19 protein-coding genes and 1 pseudogene are annotated in these 22965 nt (G+C 66.2%); 4 read left to right on the forward strand and 16 right to left on the reverse strand.

The features are described from left to right. Window positions 1–4 precede the first annotated feature (4 nt). The 4 genes from ACSQ3N_RS13950 to msuE form a co-directional block, all read right to left on the reverse strand. Window positions 5–817, reverse strand: a complete 813-nt coding sequence (locus ACSQ3N_RS13950; RefSeq protein WP_436147956.1) for a MetQ/NlpA family ABC transporter substrate-binding protein — start codon at window positions 815–817, stop codon at window positions 5–7. Between the two features lie 100 nt (window positions 818–917). Next, complete coding sequence (locus ACSQ3N_RS13955) at window positions 918–2201, reverse strand: SfnB family sulfur acquisition oxidoreductase (RefSeq protein WP_436146592.1); 1284 nt, start codon at window positions 2199–2201, stop codon at window positions 918–920. A 155-nt stretch (window positions 2202–2356) separates the two neighbouring features. Beyond that, window positions 2357–3610, reverse strand: coding sequence for an SfnB family sulfur acquisition oxidoreductase (locus tag ACSQ3N_RS13960; protein ID WP_436146593.1), 1254 nt, complete (start codon window positions 3608–3610; stop codon window positions 2357–2359). Window positions 3611–3688: 78 nt separating this feature from the next. Next, window positions 3689–4267 (reverse strand): FMN reductase, encoded by a 579-nt coding sequence (gene msuE / locus ACSQ3N_RS13965; RefSeq protein ID WP_436146594.1) that lies wholly within the window; start codon window positions 4265–4267, stop codon window positions 3689–3691. Between the two features lie 318 nt (window positions 4268–4585). Here msuE and ACSQ3N_RS13970 point away from each other — a divergent pair, with 318 nt between their 5' ends. After that, window positions 4586–5830 carry an acyl-CoA dehydrogenase family protein gene (locus tag ACSQ3N_RS13970; RefSeq protein ID WP_436146595.1) on the forward strand — a complete coding sequence of 415 codons (1245 nt, stop codon included), beginning with the start codon at window positions 4586–4588 and terminating at the stop codon, window positions 5828–5830. Window positions 5831–5937: 107 nt separating this feature from the next. Here ACSQ3N_RS13970 and bioB read toward each other — a convergent pair whose 3' ends face one another. Continuing rightward, entirely contained in the window at window positions 5938–6981 is a 1044-nt protein-coding gene (gene bioB, locus ACSQ3N_RS13975) for a biotin synthase BioB (RefSeq protein ID WP_436146596.1), read from the reverse strand. Between the two features lie 457 nt (window positions 6982–7438). Between bioB and ACSQ3N_RS13980 the strand changes: the two genes are divergently transcribed. Further along, window positions 7439–7882, forward strand: coding sequence for a hypothetical protein (locus tag ACSQ3N_RS13980; RefSeq protein WP_436146597.1), 444 nt, complete (start codon window positions 7439–7441; stop codon window positions 7880–7882). Between the two features lie 80 nt (window positions 7883–7962). Here ACSQ3N_RS13980 and ACSQ3N_RS13985 read toward each other — a convergent pair whose 3' ends face one another. The 9 genes and pseudogenes from ACSQ3N_RS13985 to scpA form a co-directional block, all read right to left on the reverse strand. After that, the gene (locus ACSQ3N_RS13985) at window positions 7963–8319 is read right to left on the reverse strand and encodes a hypothetical protein (protein ID WP_436146598.1); all 357 of its coding nucleotides are present in this window, start codon (window positions 8317–8319) and stop codon (window positions 7963–7965) included. 88 nt (window positions 8320–8407) lie between these two features. Then, window positions 8408–8878, reverse strand: a complete 471-nt coding sequence (locus ACSQ3N_RS13990; protein ID WP_056412207.1) for a VOC family protein — start codon at window positions 8876–8878, stop codon at window positions 8408–8410. 37 nt (window positions 8879–8915) lie between these two features. Further along, complete coding sequence (locus ACSQ3N_RS13995) at window positions 8916–9674, reverse strand: YdcF family protein (RefSeq protein WP_436146599.1); 759 nt, start codon at window positions 9672–9674, stop codon at window positions 8916–8918. A 95-nt stretch (window positions 9675–9769) separates the two neighbouring features. Further along, window positions 9770–11818 carry an acetyl-CoA carboxylase biotin carboxylase subunit gene (locus ACSQ3N_RS14000; protein WP_436146600.1) on the reverse strand — a complete coding sequence of 683 codons (2049 nt, stop codon included), beginning with the start codon at window positions 11816–11818 and terminating at the stop codon, window positions 9770–9772. Window positions 11819–11839: 21 nt separating this feature from the next. Next, window positions 11840–12301: a PH domain-containing protein gene (locus ACSQ3N_RS14005; protein ID WP_436146601.1), complete on the reverse strand. Its 462-nt coding sequence runs from the start codon at window positions 12299–12301 to the stop codon at window positions 11840–11842. A 24-nt stretch (window positions 12302–12325) separates the two neighbouring features. Then, window positions 12326–13858 carry an acyl-CoA carboxylase subunit beta gene (locus ACSQ3N_RS14010; protein ID WP_436146602.1) on the reverse strand — a complete coding sequence of 511 codons (1533 nt, stop codon included), beginning with the start codon at window positions 13856–13858 and terminating at the stop codon, window positions 12326–12328. A gap of 52 nt (window positions 13859–13910) precedes the next feature. Beyond that, a complete protein-coding gene (meaB, locus tag ACSQ3N_RS14015; RefSeq protein ID WP_436147957.1) occupies window positions 13911–14930 on the reverse strand; it encodes a methylmalonyl Co-A mutase-associated GTPase MeaB in 1020 nt (339 codons plus the stop codon). A 198-nt stretch (window positions 14931–15128) separates the two neighbouring features. Beyond that, window positions 15129–15338, reverse strand: a pseudogene (locus tag ACSQ3N_RS14020) (GIY-YIG nuclease family protein); the annotation flags it as partial. A 161-nt stretch (window positions 15339–15499) separates the two neighbouring features. After that, window positions 15500–17686, reverse strand: a complete 2187-nt coding sequence (scpA, locus tag ACSQ3N_RS14025) for a methylmalonyl-CoA mutase (protein WP_436146603.1) — start codon at window positions 17684–17686, stop codon at window positions 15500–15502. A gap of 145 nt (window positions 17687–17831) precedes the next feature. Between scpA and ACSQ3N_RS14030 the strand changes: the two genes are divergently transcribed. Then, on the forward strand, window positions 17832–18467 hold the full coding sequence (locus tag ACSQ3N_RS14030; RefSeq protein ID WP_056166040.1) for a GntR family transcriptional regulator: 636 nt from the start codon (window positions 17832–17834) through the stop codon (window positions 18465–18467). Between the two features lie 57 nt (window positions 18468–18524). Here ACSQ3N_RS14030 and ACSQ3N_RS14035 read toward each other — a convergent pair whose 3' ends face one another. Further along, window positions 18525–19688 (reverse strand): diguanylate cyclase, encoded by a 1164-nt coding sequence (locus tag ACSQ3N_RS14035; protein WP_436146604.1) that lies wholly within the window; start codon window positions 19686–19688, stop codon window positions 18525–18527. Between the two features lie 441 nt (window positions 19689–20129). On the opposite strand from ACSQ3N_RS14035, the gene ACSQ3N_RS14040 reads away from it, so the two are divergent. Further along, window positions 20130–22001, forward strand: coding sequence for an AMP-dependent synthetase/ligase (locus ACSQ3N_RS14040; protein ID WP_436146605.1), 1872 nt, complete (start codon window positions 20130–20132; stop codon window positions 21999–22001). Here the strand turns inward: ACSQ3N_RS14040 and ACSQ3N_RS14045 are convergent. Continuing rightward, window positions 21998–22957 (reverse strand): GSU2403 family nucleotidyltransferase fold protein, encoded by a 960-nt coding sequence (locus tag ACSQ3N_RS14045; RefSeq protein ID WP_436146606.1) that lies wholly within the window; start codon window positions 22955–22957, stop codon window positions 21998–22000. The two genes, ACSQ3N_RS14040 and ACSQ3N_RS14045, sit on opposite strands and share 4 nt — an antisense overlap. Window positions 22958–22965: the final 8 nt, after the last annotated feature.

The following is a 22965-nucleotide window of genomic DNA, read 5'->3' on the forward strand; positions in this document are numbered from 1 at the left end:
GGGGTCAGAACGCCGGGATCACGCCGCCGCCGAAGGTCTTCACGATGAAATCGCGCACCTCCTCGGTCTGGTAGGCCTTGACCAGTTGCTGCACCCAGGGCTGCGCCTGGTCCTGCTCGCGCACTGCGATCAGGCAGGCGTAGGGGCCGTCCTTGTCCTCGACCAGGATGCCATCCTTGGCAGGATTGAGGCCGGCCTTGATCGCATAGTCGGCATTCACGGCGGAGGCGTCGGTATCGTCCAGCGTGCGTGGCAACTGGGCGGCCTCGATCTCCACGAAGCGCAGTTTCCTGGGGTTCTCGATCACATCGCGCGGCGTGGCGTTGATACCTGCTATCGGATCGATGCCGGTGCGCAGCTTGATGTGGCCAGCCTTTTGCAAGAGCAGCAGGGTGCGGCTCTCGTTGGCCGGGTCGTTCGGTATGGCGACCCGGGCGCCTTCGGGCAGCTCGGCAATGGACTTGAATTTCTTCGAGTAGATCGCGATCGGCCCGATCCAGGTGCGCCCAAAGCCCACGATCTTGTAGCTGCGCGAGCGCACCTGCGCAGCCAGGAAGGGGCGGTGCTGGAAGCTGTTGGCATCCAGGTCGCCTGCATCGAGCGCGGCGTTGGGCCGGCTGTAGTCGGTGAAGGGCACGATCTGGATCTTGAGCCCGTAGTCGCGCTCGGCCACGCGCTTGACCACCTCGAAGGTCTGCTCGTGCGGCCCGGAGGTGACGCCGACCTTGAGCAGCTTGCTGGTGCCGGGCGGCTCCTTCAGCGCTGCAACGGCCGGCAGCCCGAGGCCGGCCAGGGCCACGGCAGAGCCTGCCTGCAGCAGGCGGCGGCGCGAGGCCGCAGGGTTTAGGGAAATGGGGCGAGAAGAAATCAAGGTGCGGCTCCTGGCGAAATGGAGATCAAAGACATGGCGACGGGCCCTACAGCGCACCGTGGCGCGGTGGCAGCTGGCCGTTGAGGTAGTAGTTGCCGATGGCGTGGTATTTCCAGCGCACCGGGTCGTGCAAGGTATGGGTGCGCGCGTTGCGCCAGAAGCGGTCCAGCCCCAGCCCGTCGAGCGTGGCGCCGGTACCGGCCAGCTCGAACAGGCGGTTGCCGGCGTCCAGCGACGCAGTGGTGGTCAGCACGCGGGCCTCGGCCACGGCGATGGAGGCGGCGGCCACGCTGTCCTCGTCGGGCGCGGACTGTGCCTGGTCGACAAAGCGGCCAGCGCGCCGGAGCAGCGCCTGGGCGGCGCGCAGCCGCACCGCCACGTCGCCCACCTGGCGGATGGTCAGCGGGTCGTCGCTGGCGCGGTCCACGCCGGCATCGATCCAGGGCCGGGACTGCTCGCGCACGAAAGGCAGCGTGGCCTGCAATGCGCCTTGCCCGATTCCCAGGTCAATGGCGGCGTGGAGCAGCTGCGCAAACGGGCCGATGGTGGTGGGCCGCTCGAACGAGGCGAGAAAGGGCACGACCCAGGCCGGGTCGACCGCCACCGCATCGAACGACACGGATCCGCTGCCGGTGACGCGCTGGCCAAAGCCATCCCAGTCGTCGACGATGGCCACACCCTCGGCCCTCCGTGGAATGAATGCCAGCAGCGTCAAATCGCGCCCGTCCTGCTGCGCACTGACCAGCGTGGGAATCCAGTGCGCGAACAGCGCGCCGGTGCAGTAGAACTTCTGCCCGTCCACGCGCCAGCCGTCGGGGTGGTCGGTGGTCAGGCGCGTGCGGCGCTTGAAATCCTTGTGGCCGATCTCGGCCAGCGCGTTGCCAAAGCGCTCGCCGTCGAGCGCGCGGCGGTAGAAGAAGGCCTTTTGCGCATCGCTGCCGCCCACGCGCAGCACTTCGAGCGCGTAGTAGTGGTTCTGCGGAATCTGGCCCAGCGAGCCATCGGCCGCCGAGATGGTGGCGATGACCTCGGCCAGGGTGACGTTCGACACCCCGGCCCCGCCATAGGCGCGGGGCACGGTGATGCCCCACAGGCCGCTGGCCGTGAAGCGGTCCAGTTCGTCCCAGGGCAGGATGCGGTCACGGTCGCGCGCCACCGCATCACGGGCAAAGTCGGCGGCCAGGGCGCGGGCGACTTCGAGGGAGTGCGCATCGTCGCGGATGCGCTGCACGGGCTGTGATGGCGGGTGTGCAGGTGGCTCGCCAGCGGTACGTTTTTGTGGCGGCGCGCCCTGCGCGTCTTCAGATGGGTTCAACAATTCGAGGGCCATGTCAGATATCCGTTGAGCATTGCGCAACAAGCGCAGTCCATGAAGCTGGCGCGCTCCAGGCCAGCGGCCGCCGTGCAAGGGCCGCCCCGCCGCAGGGGCGGCGTCCCCCTTCCAGGGGGAAGGCGCGAAGCGACTCAGGGGGTTGCCATGTCATTTCAGTTCCAGGAGTGCCGCCGGGGAGCGACACCGTTGAGCAGGTAATTGCCGATCAGGTGCGCCTTCCAGCGCACGGGGTCGTGCAAGGTGTGGGTGCGGGCGTTGCGCCAGTGGCGCCCGAGGTTGTGCGCCTCGCGCGTGGCGGACGAGCCCGCCAGCTCCAGCAGCTTCTCGGAGGCATCGAGCGCGATCTGCGTGGTCAGCACCTTGGCTTCGGCCACGGCGACCGATGCGCGGGCGCTGTCCTCGGCCGTCACCGTGCCAGCGGCGCGTATGGCGTCCAGCAGTTGGCCGGCTTCGTGCAGCACCGCGTGCGCGGCGTGCAGGTCCACCTGCAGTCGGCCCACGTCCTGAATGATGTAGGGGTCGTCGGTGGCCTTTTGCAGCCCGGAGTCGATCCAGGGCCGTGCGCGTTCGCGCACGAAGGCCAGTGCGTCGGCCAGCGCCGCCTGGGCAATGCCCTGGTCGATGGAAGCCTGCACCAGCTGCGACGACGGTCCGAACAGCCCCGGCCGCTCGGCCAGTTGCCAGATGGGCAGCACATCGGCCGCGTCGATGGCCACATTGTCGAAGCGTACCGTGCCGCTGGCCGTGGTGCGCTGTCCGAAGGACGACCAGTCGTCGACCACCGTGAGCCCTGGCGCATCGCGCGACACCCAGACCTGCACGGCGCGGCCCTCGTCGTCCAGCGCGCGCGTGGGCACCCGGTGGGCGAACAATGCGCCGGTGGAGTAAAAGCGTTCTCCACTCAAGCGCAGGCCCTGCGGCGTCTGCACCAGCCGAGTCTGGCCATGCAGGATGGTCTTGGAGCGCCGCTCGGGCCCCGCATTGCCCAGGCGGTGGCCCGACAGCACCTCGGCGTAGAAACGCGCCTTCTGGGCATCGGTGCCGATTTCGCGCAGCACGCCCAGCACGCCGAAATGGTTCTGCGGAATTTGCCCCAGCGCCGGGTCGGCCGCCGAAAGGATCAGGAACACCTCGGCCAGCGTGGTGAAGGACACGTCCGCTCCGCCATAGGCGCGCGGCACGGTGATGCCGCCCAGCCCGCTTTCGGACCAGAGATCAAGCGCGGCCCAGGGCAGGCGCCGCTCGCGATCGCGCCCGGAGGCACCGGGGGCGAACAGCGCAGCCAGCCGGTGCGCGGCGTCCAGGGCCTCCTGGTCGCTTTGCAGCCGCTGCACGCGCGATGCGTCTGGCGCACGAGGCCGCTGATCGGGTGTGGCCTGTGGTGGTGGGGATTGGGTATCTGTCATGCGGGATCACCGTCAAAAAGAAACCGGCATGCGGGCCGCGTGTGCGCTGCCCGCATGCCTCGCTGCGCGGAGGATGGGTCAGGCCAGCGAGAGAACCGGGATTTCCACGAGCCCGTGCGCCCGCTGGCGCAACGCCGGCAGGGCGCGCTCAACGGCCAGGGCAATGCGTGCCCGCAGCGCATCGCTGCTCACCTGGTAGTTGTCGAACTCCTTGTCGGTCGCATACACGCCGATGGGCAGCGTGTGCGCCTGGAAGAAGCTGAACAGGGGCCGCAGCTGGTGGTCGATGGCCAGTGCATGCCGGTCGCTGCCGCCCGTGGCGGCCAGCAGCACGGGCACATCGATCAGCGCTTCGTGGTGCACGAAGTCGAACAGGTGCTTGAACAGCCCGGTGTAGGAGCCGCGGTAGATCGGGCTGGCCACCAGCAGCAGGTCGGCGGATTCGATATCGCGCAGCACGGCCTCGATCGCGGGCGGCAGGTGCGAGCGCTGCAGCACGCTGCCGAACTGGGGCACGAGCTCGCCCAACTCGATCAGCCTTGTGTCCACGGGCAAAGCGTCCGACAGTCCCGCTAGCAACTGCTGCACCAGCGCCAGGGTGCGGGAGGGGCGCTGCAGGCCGCCGGAGACGGCGACGATCTTGGGGGTTCTGGCCATGGCGAATGCAATCTTGAATAAAAACGGTGTAGACCGCCCGAATCGCAATGCCCAGGACGGCGCAAGAAGCCGTTGACTGTGCCCCTGCTTCGGCCCGCGCAGGGCATGGTCGCTAGAAGCTTTTCAGCTATCGATATGCGCAATGACCACAAGTACCGTAAGTACCGAAAGACGATCAATACCGGCGCCAGCCCGCTGCTTATGCACCCGCCGCATTTGCAGTCGCACATTCCTTCGTTCGGACTCCTGGGGACGCCGCCTAGCATGGGCGCACACCATCGTGCGGGCCCCTGCTCGCCCCATCCCGAGAAGCTGCCCATGTCCCGCAATCCCCCGACGCACGACTTTCTCGCTCAGCGTTTTCACCCGATTTTCAAACGCATTGCCGAGCATGCCGCCCAGCGCGAACATGCGCGCGAGCTGGCCCACGAGCCCATTGGCTGGCTGCGCGAAGCAGGCTTCGGCGCACTGCGTGTGCCCATCGAGCACGGCGGCTTCGGCGCCACGCCCGAGCAGCTCTACGACCTGCTGATCGAGCTGGCCGAGGCCGACTCCAACCTGCCCCAGGCCCTGCGTGCGCATTTCGGCTTTGTGGAGCGCGTGATGGCCGAGTTCGAGCCCAATCAGCGCGCGCCCTGGCTGCGGCGCGTGGCCGATGGCGCCATCTTCGGCAACGCCACCACCGAACAGGGCGACGGTGCCCTGGGCCGGCTGCAGACCCGGCTGTTCCAGCAAGAAGACGGCACCTGGCTGTTGAGCGGCGAGAAGTACTACAGCACCGGCACCCTGTACGCCGACTGGGTGGCGGTCACCGCCGAACGCGAGGGTGCAGACGCTACCCAGGTGCGCACCATCGCGCTGGTGCGCACCGATGCACCGGGCGTGGAGTGCATCGACGACTGGCGAGGCTTCGGCCAACGCCTGACGGCCTCGGGCTCCACGCGCTTTGATCGGGTAGTGGTGGCGGCCAGCGACATCATCGACTTTGCGCGCAGCGGCACGACGCTGATGACCGCCGTGTTCCAGCTGTTCCACATCGCCACGCTGGCCGGCATCGCACGGGCCATCGAGCGCGATGCGGTCGCCTTCGTGCAGCCACGCCAGCGAGTGTTCAGCCATGCCAGCGGCGATGTGCCGCGCGAAGACCCGCTGGTTCAGCAGGTCGTCGGCCACCTGGCCAGTACCGCCTTTATCGCCACGCTGGCCACGCGCGAGGTGGCGCGCGGCTTGGGCGAGCTGGACCGCTGGCGCCTGCGCGGCGAGCCCTTGCCCGAGGATTTGCTGGTCGACGTGGAGCTGCGCGCCGCCAAGGCCCAGGTCGCCGTGACCGAGGCGGTGCTGGCCGCCGCCACGCGCCTGTTCGACGTGGGCGGCGCCAGCGCCCTGCAGGAGGACCGCCGCCTGGACCGCCATTGGCGCAACGCCCGCACGCTGGCATCACACAACCCGGTGATCTACAAGTCGCGCGTGATCGGAGAGCATGCGCTCAACGGCACGCGGCCCACGTTCTACTGGGCCGTAGGCACGCGTGGCGCCGCCACCGAGGCGCAGGCATCTGGCTGACGCACCCGCAGCCTTGTCGAAGCGGTCCGCGAACGCAATAAAGCCACACTGCGCGACTCCCCAAAGCAGGCGTGTGTTTCCGCGCCCGCTGTTGATTCAGGCGCGACTCAACTGTGCGCTGGCGCTGCGGCCCCCGTGCGATGGCCGTCCAGCCCCAGCTTAGCGAGCAATTGCACGTCCGCATCGACGTCCGGGTTGCCGGTCACCAGCAGCTTGTCACCGTAGAAGATCGAATTGGCGCCCGCCAAAAAGCACAGCGCCTGCACAGCTTCTCCCATCTGCTGGCGGCCCGCCGACAGGCGCACCCGGGCTTTGGGCATGGTGATGCGGGCCACGGCAATCATCCGCACGAAGTCCAAAGGGTCGATGGGCTCGCTGTCCGCCAGCGGCGTGCCGGGCACCCGCACCAGGCTGTTGATGGGCACGGACTCGGGGTACGGGTTCAGGTTGGCCAGCTGTGCAATCAGCCCCGCACGGTGAACCGGCGTTTCGCCCATGCCCACAATGCCGCCGCAGCACACGCTGATGCCGGCGCCGCGCACGTGTTGCAGGGTGTCCAACCGGTCCTGGTAGGCGCGGGTGCTGACGACATCGGTGTAGTACTCGGGTGCGGTGTCCAGGTTGTGGTTGTAGTAGTCGAGCCCGGCATCCTTCAGGGCGTGCGCTTGGTGGGCTTCCAGCATGCCCAACGTGGCGCAGGTCTGCAGGCCCAGGTCCTTCACGGCCGTGATCAGCTCGCTCATCTTCTCGATGTCACGGTCCTTGGGCGCTCGCCAGGCCGCTCCCATGCAAAAACGGGTGGCGCCCGCATCCTTGGCAGCCTGGGCGGCGCGCACCACCTCGTCCACCTCCATGAGCTTTTGCGCCTTCACGCCGGTGTCGAACTCGGCCGCCTGCGGGCAATAGCCGCAGTTTTCGGGGCAGCCGCCGGTCTTGACCGACAGCAGAGTGGCCAGTTCGATATCGCCTGCGGGCCAATGCTGCCGGTGCACCGTCTGCGCTTCGAACAGCAGGTCCATCAGCGGCTTGTCGAGCAGCGCCTGGATGGCTTCGAGCGACCAGGCGCCCTTCTGAGCGGCTGGCGGGGTGCGACGGTGCACCTGCACCGTGGTGTGCGAGGACGACTTCGGCGTAGCGGCAATGGTAGACATCGAGTGGTTTCCTTTCGAGACGTCCGCAGAACACCATGTGGCACAAGGGTGACCCCAGGTTTTTCTGCAAAAGGTGGTCAAGCCTGACGCCCACGGTGTCGACGGGCCATCGGGCTGCGAGTGAGAGCGGATTCTGGAGGAGAAAAAGGGGCGGATGATTCCCCTGTGGTCACAAAAAGTGCCAACCCAGAGGGTGCGCTAACGCCGCCCAATTCGCAGATCCTGTTGGCGTCTGTAGCCTGCAAATCCCCGGCATTTGAGCTGCGTTGAAAGCAGGGAATTTCTTGATGCGCGTGGCGCTGCGTAACGTGCGCTCTTCTGACGCGATCTGCCGTGGATACGGACCACGAACCTGCTGAAATTGAACGGAGTTGCCGAGTGATCGCATCCAAGCCGGCGGCTCACCGTTGGGTTGTGATGGCGCGGTGGGTCTGGCTCCGTGGCTATGATCGAACCCATGAAATTCATCCGTGCTGCCGCCCTGGGCCTCGCGCTGTTCGCTGCGGCCCTCCCGTCCCAAGCGGGCATCTACTCGGACGACATGGCCAAGTGCCTTGTCTCGTCCACCACCGATGCCGATCGCACCTTGCTCGTACGCTGGATCTTTGCAACGACTGCGCTGCACCCCGATTTGGCGACCATTGCCTCTGTGACGTCAGCTCAGCGCGATGCCATGAACCAGGACGCGGCGAAGCTGCTGGAAAGACTGCTCACCGTCACCTGCCGCCAGCAGACGAAGGAGGCCCTCAAGAACGAAGGGAACATAGCGCTGCAGCAGAGTTTTCAGGTGCTGGGGCAAGTGGCGATGCGATCAATGATGACCAATCCTGCAGTGGCGCGCGGTTTTGAAAGTCTCGGCAAGCATCTGGACGAAAAGAAAATGCAGGATCTTTCCAGGTAACTGCGTGCGCCGCGCAAAACCGGCACAGTGAACGCCCCTCGGAGTGCGCCGTCCATAGCGCACCCATCCGGACTGCGGCCTCAGCGCCGCACCAACTCTTCCAATGCCTGGCGGATGGCCTGGGGTTTGTCGTTGTCGCCCTCAAACGCACTGCAGCTCGGGGCGTAGAGCTGTTCGCGCCCCCTGGCGCCCACCACCGCATAGGCTTTCTCGCAGTCGCACCGCAGTTGCGCCAGTGTCTGCTGCGTCCTGACGTTCTTCACACGGGCGACCCAGCAGCTGTCCGCGCAGCCGCAGGACCGGTATTCCAGCACCTCGCCCGAGTGTGCCCATTCCAACGGATAAGTGCCCGAGCCGCCCGCAGCCACCGCCAGACCGGATGCGCTGGCAACAGCCGCGGCCAGCGCAGTGGCGACCAGGCGGGGGAGGTTTTTCACCTTTCGCAGGCTACCCAAGGCGCGGGCGGTACCCACAGGCAGCCGCCATCGCGGTGGGCATCTGACCGCCATGGGTTGCATGGATGGTTCAGCCCAGGGCCGCGATCACGTCGGCGGGTGCCTGCACCAGTTCGATGAGCACACCCTCGCCCGCAATCGGAAACTCGTCATTGCTCTTGGGGTGCAAAAAGGTGATGTCGTAGCCTGCGGCTCCCTTGCGAATCCCGCCCGGCGCAAACCGCACGCCCTGGGCGGTGAGCCACTCCACCGCCTGGGGCAGGTCGTCGATCCACAGGCCGATGTGGTTGAGCGGCGTGGTGTGCACTGCCGGCTTCTTGTCGATGTCCAGCGGCTGCATGATGTCCACCTCCACCTTCCAGGGCCCCTGCCCCATCGCCAGGATGTCTTCGTCGACGTTCTCGCGTTCGCTCTGGAAGGTGCCGGTCTGTTCCAGGCCGAGCATGTCCACCCACAGGGTTTTCATGCGCTGCTTGTCGGTACCGCCGATGGCGACTTGCTGGATGCCCAGTACTTTGAAGGGGCGTGTGGAAATGGTCATGGGCCTGTCTACCTCTTTGCAATCTTGTGAAAACGTGTCACACCTCGCGCAGCAACCAGCTGCTGGCCATGGCGAAATACTCGCGCAGCCAGGCGTTGTAGCGGATGTAGAGCGGTGTGGGTGCAGCCACCGGGATGGCCTGCGTGAAGCCCATCTTGCGGGCGATGCGCTGGGCGCGCACGGTGTGGAAGTCGCTGGTCACCACGGCCAGGGCCGAGTCCAGGCCCACGCCCTGCGCCTGCATCAGCGGCAGGCTGTACTGCAGGTTCAGCTCGGTGCTGGTGCTGCGCTCTTCTTGCAGGATGCGGCCCGGCGCCATGCCCTGCTCGCGCAGGTAGTTGCCCATGACCTGACCTTCACTCAGGGTCTCGCCAAAGTCCACGCCCCCGGACACCACCACCCACGCCTGCGGATGCAGGGTCGCCAGTTCGCGCGCCTTGTCCAGGCGCGCGCGCAGCGCGGGCGACGGCTGTGCACGGGGTGTGCCGCTGCCCAGTACAACGATCGCCTTCAAGGGCGCAGCATGGGCAGCGCCCTCGAACTGGCGCACCTGCTGCGCGAGCCAGGCCCAGAACACTGCCACGCTGATGACCCACACGGCCAGTAGCAGCCAGCCTGCGCGCCACGCCAGCCGACCCCAGCGCCTGCCGGACAGCCATGCCTGCACGCGGTGCCACGACAGCGCCAGTGCACACAGCGCCAGGCCCAGCACGCCCGGCAAGGTCACGCCGAGCATGAAGAAGCCTTGGCCCATGAGCGCCAGCGCATCGGCCAGCAGCACGACACCTGCCAGCAAGCTGGCTGCGCGCGCCCAAGGCCAGCGGCGCTGGGAGCCGGCGGGACGCCCCGGGAGCAGGTCTAGAGTGGTCCGCGTTGACGATGCAGCCTGGATCAAGCGAACTCCAGAATGACTTGGTCCACCGCCAGCGACTCACCCTTGCCGGCCATCACCTTGCCCACCACTCCGTCCTGTGCGGCAAACAGGATGTTCTCCATCTTCATGGCTTCAATGACCGCCAGCTTTTCGCCGGCCTGTACCTTCTGGCCGGGCTGCACCGCCACATCCACCAGCAGGCCGGGCATGGGCGACAGCAAAAACTTGGACAGATCCGGCGGTGCCTTGAAGGGCATCAGCTGGTGCAGGCGTGCCCCCAGCGGCGACAGCACGACGGCGTCGATCTGCGTGCCGTTGTGCACAATGCGCAGCGCCAGCGGGTTCTTGCCAGCGCCCCGCTCCACCTGCGCGGTGAAGCCCACGCCGTTGCACTGGCCCTGCACGCGGATCTGGCCCAGCGTGGCGGCGCTACTGATTTGATAGCTTCTGCCGCCCACTGCCACGACGCTGGAGCCTGATTTGTCCTGAAAATCGGTCACCGACACGGCGTGGTGTTCGTTCTGGCCCTCGGCACCCATCACCACCACCACGAACTGCTCGCCCACCTTCACCTCGTGCCCCGCCAGTTGCCCGCTGATGCCGGAGGCCCGCGCGCGGTAGCGGCGGTTCATGAAGGCGGCCAGCGCCACCAGGAACAGCGGGTCTTCGTGCGGCACGTCTTCGGCATGAAAGCCCTTGCCGTAGTGCTCGGCGATGAAACCGGTGTTGAACTCGCCGGTCACGAATTTCGGGTGGGCCAGCAGCGCTGCCTGAAAGGGGATGTTGCTGCTGATGCCGCGGATCACGAAGCCATTGAGCGCCGCACGCATCTTGGCAATGGCGTGGTTGCGGTCGGTGCCGTGCACGATGAGCTTGGCGATCATCGAGTCGTAGTACATCGGGATCTCGCCGCCTTCGTACACGCCCGTGTCCACGCGCACACCGAGCTTCTTGTCGGTGTCGCCCTGGAACATGGTCTCCTCGGGCGGCTGAAAGCGCACCAGGCGGCCGGTGGAAGGCAAAAAGTTGCGGAAGGGGTCTTCGGCGTTGATGCGGCACTCGATGGCCCAGCCGTCGCGCTTCACGTCGGCCTGCGTGAGCGGCAGCTTCTCGCCCGCAGCCACGCGGATCATCAGCTCCACCAGGTCCAGGCCGGTGATGCATTCCGTCACCGGGTGCTCCACCTGCAGGCGCGTGTTCATCTCCAAAAAGTAGAAGTCCTGGTCCTTGCCGACCACGAACTCCACCGTGCCGGCCGACTGGTACTTGACCGCCTTGGCCAGTTGCACCGCCTGCTCGCCCATGGCCTTGCGCGTAGCATCAGAGATGAAGGGCGATGGCGCCTCTTCGATCACCTTCTGGTGGCGGCGCTGGATGGAGCATTCGCGCTCGTTCAGGTAGATCACGTTGCCGTGGCTGTCACCCAGCACCTGGATCTCGATGTGGCGCGGCTCCTGCACGAACTTCTCGATGAAGATGCGGTCGTCGCCAAAGCTGTTGCGGGCCTCGTTCTGGCAGCTGGTGAAGCCCTCGAACGCTTCCTTGTCGTTGTACGCCACCCGCAGGCCCTTGCCGCCGCCGCCGGCCGAGGCCTTGATCATCACCGGGTAGCCGATGCCCTTGGCGATCTCGACTGCCTGCTCGGGGCCGGCAATGGCGTCGTTGTAGCCGGGGATGGTGTTGACCTTGGCCTCGTTGGCCAGCTTCTTGGACGCGATCTTGTCGCCCATGGCCGCGATCGAATGCGCCTTGGGGCCGATGAAGGCGATGCCCTCGTCCTCGCAGCGCTTGGCGAAGGCTTCGTTCTCCGACAGGAAACCGTAGCCGGGGTGGATGGCCTGGGCGCCGGTCTGTTTTGCGGCTGCGATGATCTTGTCGGCCAGCAGGTACGACTCGCGGCTGGGTGCGGCACCGATGTGCACGGCCTCGTCGGCCAACTTGACGTGGCGGGCCTCGCGGTCGGCGTCGGAGTAGACGGCGACGGTGGCGATGCCCATTTTCTTGGCCGTGGCGATGACCCTACACGCTATTTCGCCCCGATTCGCGATCAGGATTTTTGTGAACATGACGAGTTCCTCAAAAGAAATTCAAAAACCAGTAACTAATACAGAGGGGCAGCGCTCGCGCAAAGCGTCGATAAAGCTTTGCTTCTCGCGCGGCGATATCAGAATGCTGCGGCCTTGGCCGTAGCGGATACGCAGTCGGTCCAGCGACAACGCGGGCGAAGACGCCCAGCTGCCAGATGGCGAGACCTCGCGCACGTCGCCGAGCGCAATCCGCCAGCGCAGGGGCCCGCTGCGAACCAGCAGCTCTTCCGCGGTCAAGGTGTAGTTGGTGTCCAGCAGCAGCCACAGGGGCAAAACCAGGGTCGAGGCAAACACCACGGCGATCAGGCTCAGCATCGTTTTGTCGTGCAACACCCTGGCATTGAGCGCAAAAGGCACCACCGTCACCGCCACCGAGGTGATGGCGAACAAGCCCGCCAGCGGACCGATGGCCAGCAGCCAGGAGTCCACCCGGGAATTGAAGAATGCGCAGGACTGGGCCATGGCCTGACTTGTGGAGGCCAGCGTTTACAACGGGATGTTCCCGTGCTTGCGCCACGGGTTCTCGAGCTTCTTGTCGCGCAGCATGACCAGCGAACGGCAGATGCGCTTGCGCGTCTCGTGCGGCAGGATCACGTCGTCGATAAAGCCCCGCGCACCCGCCACGAACGGGTTGGCAAAGCGTTCCTTGTATTCCGACTCGCGGGCGGCCAGCTTGACGGGGTCGTTCTTGTCTTCGCGGAAGATGATCTCCACCGCGCCCTTGGCGCCCATCACCGCGATTTCGGCCTGCGGCCAGGCCAGGTTCACATCGCCGCGCAGGTGCTTGGAGCTCATCACGTCGTACGCGCCGCCGTAGGCCTTGCGGGTGATGACGGTGATCTTGGGCACGGTGCACTCTGCATACGCATACAGCAGCTTGGCGCCGTGCTTGATGATGCCGCCATATTCCTGGCTGGTGCCGGGCATGAAGCCGGGCACGTCGACAAAGGTGACCACGGGAATGTTGAACGCATCGCAAAAGCGCACGAAGCGCGCGGCCTTGATGCTGGACTTGATGTCCAGGCAGCCGGCCAGCACCAGGGGCTGGTTGGCCACGATGCCCACGGTCTGGCCTTCCATGCGGGCCAGGCCGATGACGATGTTCTTGGCGTAGTCGGGCTGCAGCTCGAAGAAGTCGCCGTCGTCCACCACCTTGGTGATCAGCTCCTTCATGTCGTAGGGCTTGTTGGCGTTTTCGGGCACCAGCGTGTCGAGGCTGCGGTCCATGCGGTCGGCCGGGTCGTTGCTCGGGCGCACGGGCGGCTTTTCGCGGTTGTTCAGCGGCAGGTAGTTGTACAGGCGGCGCAGCATCATCAGCGCCTCCACGTCGTTCTCGAACGCCATGTCGGCCACGCCGCTCTTGGTGGTGTGGGTGCTGGCGCCGCCCAGTTCCTCGGCCGTGACTTCTTCGTGCGTCACGGTCTTGACCACCTCGGGGCCGGTGACGAACATGTACGAGCTGTCCTTGACCATGAAGATGAAGTCCGTCATGGCCGGGGAGTACACGGCGCCGCCGGCGCAGGGGCCCATGATCATGCTGATCTGCGGGATCACGCCGCTGGCCAGCACGTTCTTCTGGAACACGTCGGCATAGCCGCCCAGGCTGGCCACGCCTTCCTGGATGCGCGCGCCGCCGGAGTCGTTCAGCCCGATGACCGGCGCGCCGACCTTCATGGCCTGGTCCATCACCTTGCAGATTTTTTCGGCATGGGTTTCAGACAGTGCGCCGCCGAACACGGTGAAGTCCTGGCTGAAGACGAACGCCAGGCGCCCGTTGATCATGCCGTAGCCGGTGACCACGCCGTCGCCGGGGATCTTGTTGGCTTCCATGCCGAAGTCGGTGCAGCGGTGCTCGACGAACATGTCCCACTCTTCGAAGGTGCCGTCGTCCATCAGCAGTTCGATGCGTTCGCGCGCGGTAAGCTTGCCCTTGGCGTGCTGCGCATCGATGCGCTTTTGCCCGCCACCCAGGCGTGCCTGGGCGCGCTTTTTCTCCAGTTGATCCAGGATGTCTTGCATGGTCGTCCTTTGGTGAAATTTCGGTGAAATGGTCAGGAAGTCTGTTTGCTATTTATTTGATAGCTGGCGGCGCTTGCTGGGCTTGCGCAAGTAGCAAATTTCTTGCCGCAGTGGACGCAGCGATGCGCCCTGCGATCACATCGGCTTGCATCTGGGGCAGCAGCTCTTGCACGGCGGGGTGCTGGCGGAACGCGAGCTTGAGGCCCGCGTCGATGCGCTCCCACATCCAGGCCAGCGATTGCTTTTCGCGCCGCGCGGCCAGGCGGCCGTTGGTCGATTGCATGTCGCGGAACAGCGCCACGGTGGTCCAGAAAGCATCCACCCCCTGCCCGAGCAAAGCGCTGATCTGCAGCACGCGCGGTTGCCACAGCGCGCCGTGCGTCGCGTGGTCAGGGTTGCCGTGCATGCCCAGCAGGCGCAGGCTGGAGGTTATCTGCGCCTCGGCCCGCGTGGCGGCGTTCTTGTCGATGTCCGCCTTGTTGATGACCACCAGGTCGGCGATCTCCATGACGCCCTTCTTGATGGCCTGCAGGTCGTCGCCTGCGTTGGGCAGCTGCATGAGCACGAACATGTCCGTCATGCCCGCCACGGCGATCTCGCTCTGGCCCACGCCCACGGTCTCGACGATGACCACGTCGTAGCCCCCGGCCTCGCAGACCAGCATGGCCTCGCGGGTCTTCTCTGCGACGCCGCCCAGGGTGCCGCTCGACGGGCTGGGGCGGATGTAGGCCTTGTCGTGTACCGACAGGTGCTCCATGCGCGTCTTGTCGCCCAGGATGGAGCCGCCCGACACCGTGCTGGACGGGTCGATGGTGAGCACGGCCACGCGGTGGCCCAGGCCGATGAGGTAGAGGCCGAGGGCCTCGATGAAGGTGGACTTGCCGACGCCGGGCACGCCGCTGATGCCCAGGCGGAAGGCTTGGCCGGTGTGTGGCAGCAGCGCGGTGAGCAGCTCGTCCGCCTGCGCGCGGTGGTCGGCGCGGGTGGATTCGAGCAGTGTGATGGCCTTGGACATGGCGCGGCGCTGGATGGGGCCGGCGGGGCCGGTGATTCCATCGAGCAGTGAGTGCAATGGTTTGGGCTGGCCTTCGACAGGCTCAGGCTGAACGGTTGGGGGTGTGCAGGCGCCCGCGGCGATGGGCATGCGTCCACTCAACCGTTCGGGCTGAGCTTGTCGAAGCCGGGAGACATCCGCAACCTTGCCGCGTGAGCTTGCCAGCACCTGCAGACGCTCCCAATCACCCGCCATCAGCGCTTCCTTCTTGGCCCGAGACCAGCCTTTGACCTGCTGCTCAAACGCAATGGCGCCCTCACGGGTCTCAAACTCGCCCTGCCAGACAAGCTCCACAGGCTTTCGCAGCGACGTGTAGCCGATGTCTCCATTGGCATGCTGCTGCATGCGCGGATCCATGTCATCGGTGTGGCCCACGTAATAAGACCCGTCGGCACAACGAAGGATGTAGACGTAGAAGGGGCGCATGCTTCAGTGATTGACCAGACCGGACGTTAGCACCCCGCCACGGCGTTCAGTCCCAGCCACCCAAAGCCGTTCAGCCTGAGCCTGTCGAAGGCCATCAAAGGTCTGCGCCCTGGCTTCGACGAGCTCAGCCCGAACGGATGGGGTGAAAGCGAGCAGCTTCGTCACGCCGCCACCGCCTTGCGAATCTGCTCCAGCACATCCTTGGCACTGGCCGGGATGGGCGTGCCGGGGCCGTAAATGCCCTTCACGCCCGCTTCGTACAAATGCTCATAGTCCTGCGCCGGGATCACCCCGCCCACGAACACGATGATGTCGTCGGCGCCCTGGTCCTTGAGCGACTGGATGATGGCGGGCACCAGCGTCTTGTGGCCGGCAGCCAGCGTGCTCACGCCCACGGCGTGCACGTCGTTTTCAATCGCCTGGCGCGCGCACTCCTCGGGGGTCTGGAACAGCGGGCCCATGTCCACGTCGAAGCCCAAGTCGGCAAAGGCCGTGGCCACCACCTTGGCGCCGCGGTCGTGGCCGTCCTGGCCCAGCTTGGCGATCATGACGCGGGGCCGGCGGCCCTCGGTGTCTGCAAATTCGTTGATTTCAGCCTTGAGCTTGTCCCAGCCCTCGGCCGAGTCATAGGCGGCTGCGTACACACCGGTCACCTTTTGCGTATCGGCACGATGGCGGCCGAAGACCTTCTCCAGCGCATCGCTCACCTCGCCCACCGTGGCGCGCAGGCGCACCGCCTTGATCGCCAGGTCGAGCAGGTTGCCGCTGCCGTCTTCTGCTGCAGAAGTGAGAGCATCCAGCGCTTGCTGGACAAGCGCTGGGTCGCGGCTGGCCCTGATGTTTTTCAGGCGCTCGATCTGCCCGTCGCGCACCTTGACGTTGTCGATCTGCAGGATGTCGACCGGGTCTTCCTTGGCCAGCTTGTACTTGTTGACGCCGACGATCACGTCCTTGCCGCTGTCGATGCGTGCCTGCTTTTCAGCCGCAGCCGCCTCGATCTTGAGCTTGGCCCAGCCGCTGTCCACGGCCTGTGTCATGCCGCCCATCGCCTCGACCTCTTCGATGATCTTCCAGGCGGCATCCATCATGTCCTGGGTGAGCTTTTCCATCATGTAGCTGCCGGCCCAGGGGTCCACCACATTGGTGATGTGCGTCTCTTCCTGGATGATGAGCTGCGTATTGCGCGCGATGCGCGAGCTGAACTCGGTGGGCAGCGCAATGGCCTCGTCGAGCGCATTGGTGTGCAGGCTCTGCGTGCCGCCAAACACCGCGGCCATGGCTTCGATGGTGGTACGCACGATGTTGTTGTACGGGTCCTGCTCCGTCAGCGACCAGCCCGAGGTCTGGCAGTGCGTGCGCAGCATCAGGCTCTTGGGGTTCTTGGCACCGGTCTCCTTCATGATGCGGCACCACAGCAGGCGCGCGGCGCGCATCTTGGCCACTTCGAGGTAGAAGTTCATGCCGATGGCCCAGAAGAAGCTCAGCCGCCCGGCGAACTCGTCCACGTCCAGACCCGAGGCGATGGCCGTCTTCACGTATTCCTTGCCGTCGGCCAGGGTAAAGGCCAGCTCCAGCGCCTGGTTGGCGCCCGCCTCCTGCATGTGGTAACCCGAGATGGAGATCGAGTTGAACTTCGGCATGTTGCGTGCCGTGTAGCCGATGATGTCGCCGATGATGCGCATCGAGGGCTTGGGCGGGTAGATGTAGGTGTTGCGCACCATGAACTCTTTCAGAATGTCGTTCTGAATGGTTCCCGAGAGCTGGTCTTGCGACACGCCCTGCTCTTCCGCCGCCACCACGTAGCCCGCCAGCACGGGCAGCACGGCGCCGTTCATGGTCATGGAGACGCTGACCTTGTCCAGCGGGATCTGGTCGAACAGGATTTTCATGTCCTCGACCGAGTCGATCGCCACGCCGGCCTTGCCCACGTCGCCGGTTACGCGGGGATGGTCGCTGTCGTAGCCGCGGTGGGTGGCCAGGTCGAAAGCGACCGACACGCCCTGCCCGCCTGCGGCCAGCGCCTTGCGGTAGAAGGCATTGGACTCTTCCGCGGTCGAGAAACCGGCGTATTGGCGAATCGTCCAGGGCCGCACGGCATACATGGTGGCCTGGGGGCCGCGCAGATAGGGCTCGAAGCCCGGCAGCGTGTTGGCGTACGGCAGGCCGGCGGTGTCTTCGGCGGTGTACAGCGGCTTGACGGTGATGCCGTCGGGCGTCACCCAGTTGAGCGCTTCGACATTGCCCCCCGGGGCGGACTTGGCTGCGGCCTTGGCCCAGGCCTGCAGCGACGCGGGTGCAAACTCGGGCGTCGGCGTTGCGGACGATGCGTTGTGGGGCGTGTCACTCATGGCGAAGCGGTCTCCGAAGATGGCAGTGGACTGGGGACGGGCGATGCGCTGCAAGCTGCGCCAGGAGCCTCCCCCGATGTGGCGGCGAGTTTACATCATTCATAATTATTGATTCAAAATATTCTGCCCGGCTTACAATCTACCCATGTCCGCTGTCACCCTCACGCCCCGCGCCCTATATGAAGAAGTGGCTGAGCAATTGCGCCAGCGCATTTTTCGGCGCGAGCTGGAGCCTGGCAGCTGGATCGACGAGCTCAAGATCGCCGAAGAATTCGGCATCAGCCGCACACCCCTGCGCGAGGCACTGAAGGTGCTGGCCGCCGAGGGCCTGGTCACGATGAAGGTGCGCCGTGGCGCCTATGTGACCGAGATGAGCGAGAAGGATCTGCGTGACGTGTACCACCTGCTGAGCCTGCTGGAGAGCGATGCCGCCGGCGTGGTGGCCACCAGTGCCGACCCGGCGCAACTGCAGGCACTGCAGGACCTGCACGCCGAGCTGGAGGCCGCCGCCACCGAGCGCGAGCGCTTCTTTGCCGTCAACGAGCGTTTTCACATGCTGCTGCTGGAGCTGGCCGACAACCGCTGGCGCAGCCAGATGGTGGCCGACCTGCGCAAGGTGATGAAGCTCAACCGCCACAACTCGCTGTTCAAGCAAGGGCGTATCGAGGATTCGCTGAACGAGCACCGCGCCATCCTGGCCGCCATGGTGGCCCGCGATGCCAAGGCGACCATGAAGGCCATGCAGGCCCACTTTGCGCACGGGCTGGAAGCCGCGACCTGAACTGATCCACCCTCCTGCCCCGCCGGCAATGCAACCCCGGCTATGGGCCGCGGCGCATCAGCCCGCCATCTCCACCCTACTGCGCCCCGCGGCCTTGGCGATGTAAAGCGCCTCGTCCGCGCGGCGCAGCAAGTCGCTGAAGCTGCGGTCGCCCTCGCCCGCAGCGGCCACGCCCATCGAAATGGTCATCGGGATCAGCGCGCCGCTCGCATGCAGCGGCTCCCGGGCCACCAGCGCGCGCAGGCGCTCGCCGGCGGTCAGCGCGGCAGCAGCGTCAAGCCCGTCCCACAGCACCACGAACTCCTCACCACCATGGCGCGCCGCCAGGTCGCTGCCGCGGCACGCGGCGCGCAGGTGCTCGGCCACATGGCGCAGCGCCACGTCGCCCAGCTCGTGGCCGTGCCGGTCGTTGATGGCCTTGAAGTGGTCGATATCGATCACGGCCAGGGCCAGGCTGCGCCCCTGCGGCTGCTGCCGCTCGGCGAACCGCCGCTCCCCCACGGTGACCAGCGTGCGCCGATTGGGCAGGCCGGTGAGGTAGTCGGTGGATGCGGCCAGCTCCCATTGGCGACCGATGCGTTCGGAGCACATCAGCAAGAAGGCCGTGGTGCCCACCACGGGCAGCAGCGCCGTGACCATGGGGCTGGCGATGTTGATCCAGGCCCCGTCGCCGGTGATGTCGAACGACGGGCTGACGCCCCGCCCCACGAAATACGCCGCCCGGAACACCATGAACCCCGCCACCATGGCAAACAGCCCAGCCACCACGCGGCGGCTGTGCGCGCCCTCGGGTGCCTTCTGCGAGACCAGCAGCATGAAGCTTGCGAGCAGCAGCAAGGTGCAGCAGGCCGACAGGATGAACACGCGCATGCGGGTGTCGGGCGCAACCACGGCAAACCACAGGATGCCGATGAACCCGACCAGCGCCGGGGCAAAAAGCCAGCGTGGGTCGGGCAAGCCGTAGAACTGGCGCAGTGCGCGCAGGTAGCCCGTGCAGCCCAGCATGACCAGGCCGTTGGCCAGTGGCGACGCCAAGCCCAGCGGCATCTGGTACTGGAACGCGTACAGCACAGCGCTGCCCGCCAGCAGCAGCGTTGCGGTGCGCCAGGTCTCAGTACACGGGCGCAGCGCCGCGGGGAAGTCCTTGCGCATCAGGCCCAGCACCCACCCGTTGGCCAGCATCATCAGCATGACAACAATGAAGATGGTGACGGGATCCATGGCGATGACGGGGGATGTGGGCAGGGTGCGGTGGGTCAGGGTTGATGGGCGTGCGGCCAACGGCCTGGCGGCCCGTGGCCGGAGCGTCCAAGGTGGGGCATTGTGGCTGAGCCGGGCCCGGGGCACGCCGGGGATTTGCGCTTGCCCTTCCGGCCCGAGTGCCATGCCGCCACGCAGCGGGGCCACCCTGACTGTGACCAGATGCACAGGTGCCAGCAGGCGGGCCGTGGGTACGGCACCCCGGGTTCGGCGGCTCCGGCCCTGCGCGGCGGCACGCCATGCTGTGGCCGGCCCGGCCGATCATTCCGGGAATCGGAACGCACCATTTGCAACACAAGAGCGGTCGGCGAAGGCGTTTTGCCCGGGCGTGGTGGGTATGATCCCGCGGGTTTTCACCGAGGCGGTGCGCCTTCGGCGCGCACGGCCTTCACCGCAGGTTCCATGGCTTCCACTCCTTCCGATATCGCCAGCGTCCAGACGCTGCCGCAGCTTCTCGCCTACCGCGCCGCGCGCACCCCCGACAAAGAGGCCTACCGCGCCTTCGACAGTGCCACCCAGGCCTGGACCAGCCTGTCCTGGTCGGACACCGCCCGGCGCGTCGACCAGTGGGCCCAGGCTCTGGCGGCCATGCAGCTGCCCCCGGCTGCGCGCGTGGCCATCCTGCTGCCCAACGGCCTGAACGCCATGTGCGCAGACCAGGCCACGCTGGCCACGGGTTGCGTGCCCGTGCCCCTGCACGCCATCGACAACCCCGGCAGCATCGCCTACATCCTGTCGGACTGCGAAGCGTCGATGCTGATCGTGGGCCAGGCGGAACAGTGGGCCAAGGTCCAGGCGGTCGGCACGCCGTTTCCGGCGCTGCGCGCCGTGGTCATCGCCGACGACGATGCCGCGGCCATCGCCGCCCTGCCACCCACGGAAGGCGGGCCCATCGTGGGGTCGCTGGCACAGTGGCTGGCGGGTGCGCAGCACGCCGCCACGTCGGCTGCGACACCGGCCACGTATGTGCCGCCCGCAGAGGACGACCTGGCCGCCATCGTCTACACCTCCGGCACCACCGGCAAGCCCAAGGGCGTGATGCTGACCCACCGCAATGTGGTGAGCGACGTGAAGGCCGTGCTCGAGCGCATCGCGCCCACGGTGGACGATGTGTTTTTGTCGTTCCTTCCGCTGTCGCACACCTTCGAACGCACGGGCGGCTACTACCTGCCGATTGCCGCAGGCAGCTGCGTGGCCTATTCGCGGTCGGTGGGGCAGTTGGGCGAAGACCTCAAGACCGTGCGCCCCACCGGGCTGGTGTCAGTGCCGCGCATCTATGAGCGCATCCACGCCAAGCTGCTCGAAAAGCTGTCGCCCTCGCCCTGGAAAATGCAGCTGTACGAGGCCGCCCAGCACAAGGGCTGGACGCAGTTTTGCGCCACGCAGGCTCTGGCCGACCCGGGGGCTGACGAGGGCCGGGCAGCAGGCTGGATGGCCGCCCTGCCCTGGCCGCTGCTGCAGATGCTGGTGGCCAAGCCGCTGCTCGCGCAGTTCGGCGGGCGCGTGCGCGTGGCCGTGAGCGGCGGCGCACCGCTGTCGCCCACCATCGCCAAGTGCTTTCTGGGCCTGGGCCTGCCGCTCATCCAGGGCTACGGCATGACCGAGACCGCGCCCGTGGTGTCGGTGAACTCGCTGGACGACAACGACCCGGCCTGCGTGGGCAAGGCCCTGCCGGGCGTGGAAGTGCGCATCGGCGACAACCGCGAGCTGCAGGTGCGCGGCCCCATCGTGATGAAGGGCTACTGGAAGCGGCCCGAAGACACCGCCCGCATCCTGAGCGCCGACGGCTGGCTGGGCACGGGCGACCAGGCCGACATCGTGGGCGGTCGCATTTACATCAAGGGCCGCATCAAGGAGATCATCGTCACCTCCACCGGCGAAAAGGTGCCACCCGGCGACCTGGAACTGGCCCTGCTGGCCGACCCGCTGCTGGAGCAGGCCTTTGTCGTGGGCGAAAACCGCCCGTTCATCGCCTGCGTGGCGGTGCTCAAGCGTGACGAGTGGCAACGGCTGGCCGCGGACCTGGGCCTGTCCGCGCAGGATGCCGACAGCCTGAACCACCCGAGCGTGCACCGCGCGGTGCTGGCCCGCATCGAGAAGAACACCGCCAGCTTTGCCCGCTACGCCGTGCCGCGCGCCGTGCACTGCACGTTGGAGCCGTGGACGATTGAAAACACCTTCATGACACCCACGCTCAAGCTCAAGCGCAACAACCTGACGGCGTATTTTGCGGAAGCTATCGACGGGATGTACTTGAAACCGGGTGGGCGCTAATTGGGAGCGGCGGCCTGCCACTGCGGCAGGTATTGCGCCACCATCGACTCCACCACCTCGGCCTGCAGGGCATCGCGTCGGCGCTTGAGCGGGTCGCGATCGCCCTGCCCGCTCATCCACCGCTTGAAACGGGCGAAGGCCAGGGGATGCAAGGTGTTCATGCGGGCCATGGCTCCGCTGGAAGCAACGACCACCGCGCTGAATGGAGGCGCGTCCATCAGCACATGGGCCTTTCGGGCCTGGGTCACCCAGAAGTCGTCTTCATCGTCGCTCATTCGAATAGGGTGTGGATCTTCGCCCTGCTGTTCACGCCGCAAGATGTCCACTTCAAAGCCGTCCTGGTTGACGGCGGTGTATTTGTCCAGATCCTTGATGCGAAAGGTCTTGTCCACTTTTCGGAGCAGCCCGATCATGGAGCTGTCCACGCGGGCCAAGGCGGTGGCAAAGTGCAATCGCTTGCGAACGTCCCATAGCAAATCGATGTCCCGCGTGGCAACTGCATCGTCATCCACGACGACACCCGCAGCCGCTTCGTAGGCATAGAGCGCATGGGTGCCCACGACGCGAAAGAAATCGCTCAACCCCGATGAAGTCATGCGGTCCAGCACCTTGACCACGATGGGGTCGACGCGGCCTACCCGCAGAGCACGGTTCATGCGCTCGTGCTCCTTGCGCTTTTCTGCCAGCGCGGTCAGACGTTCTTGCGCCAGTTGCTTGCGCTCCAGAAAGCGGGCGTAGGCGCGCTCTGTCTCGGGTGTTTTGGGCCCCAGGCTTTTTTCCGCGCCCTTGGGGCTGGTTCGCACCAGGTAGACAGCCTCCGGAGCCGATGGCGGCCCCTTGTGCCAGTACATTCCGCCGCGTACTTGAGATGCTTCGCGCTCCGCATCTTCCCAAGCTTCGAACACCGAAACCGCATCGATGTATTGGCGGGCAACGTTGGGACGGATTTCAAGCATTCGGTATA

It is taken from the genome of Acidovorax sp. LjRoot194 (assembly GCF_964253015.1).
Classification (GTDB): domain Bacteria; phylum Pseudomonadota; class Gammaproteobacteria; order Burkholderiales; family Burkholderiaceae_C; genus Acidovorax.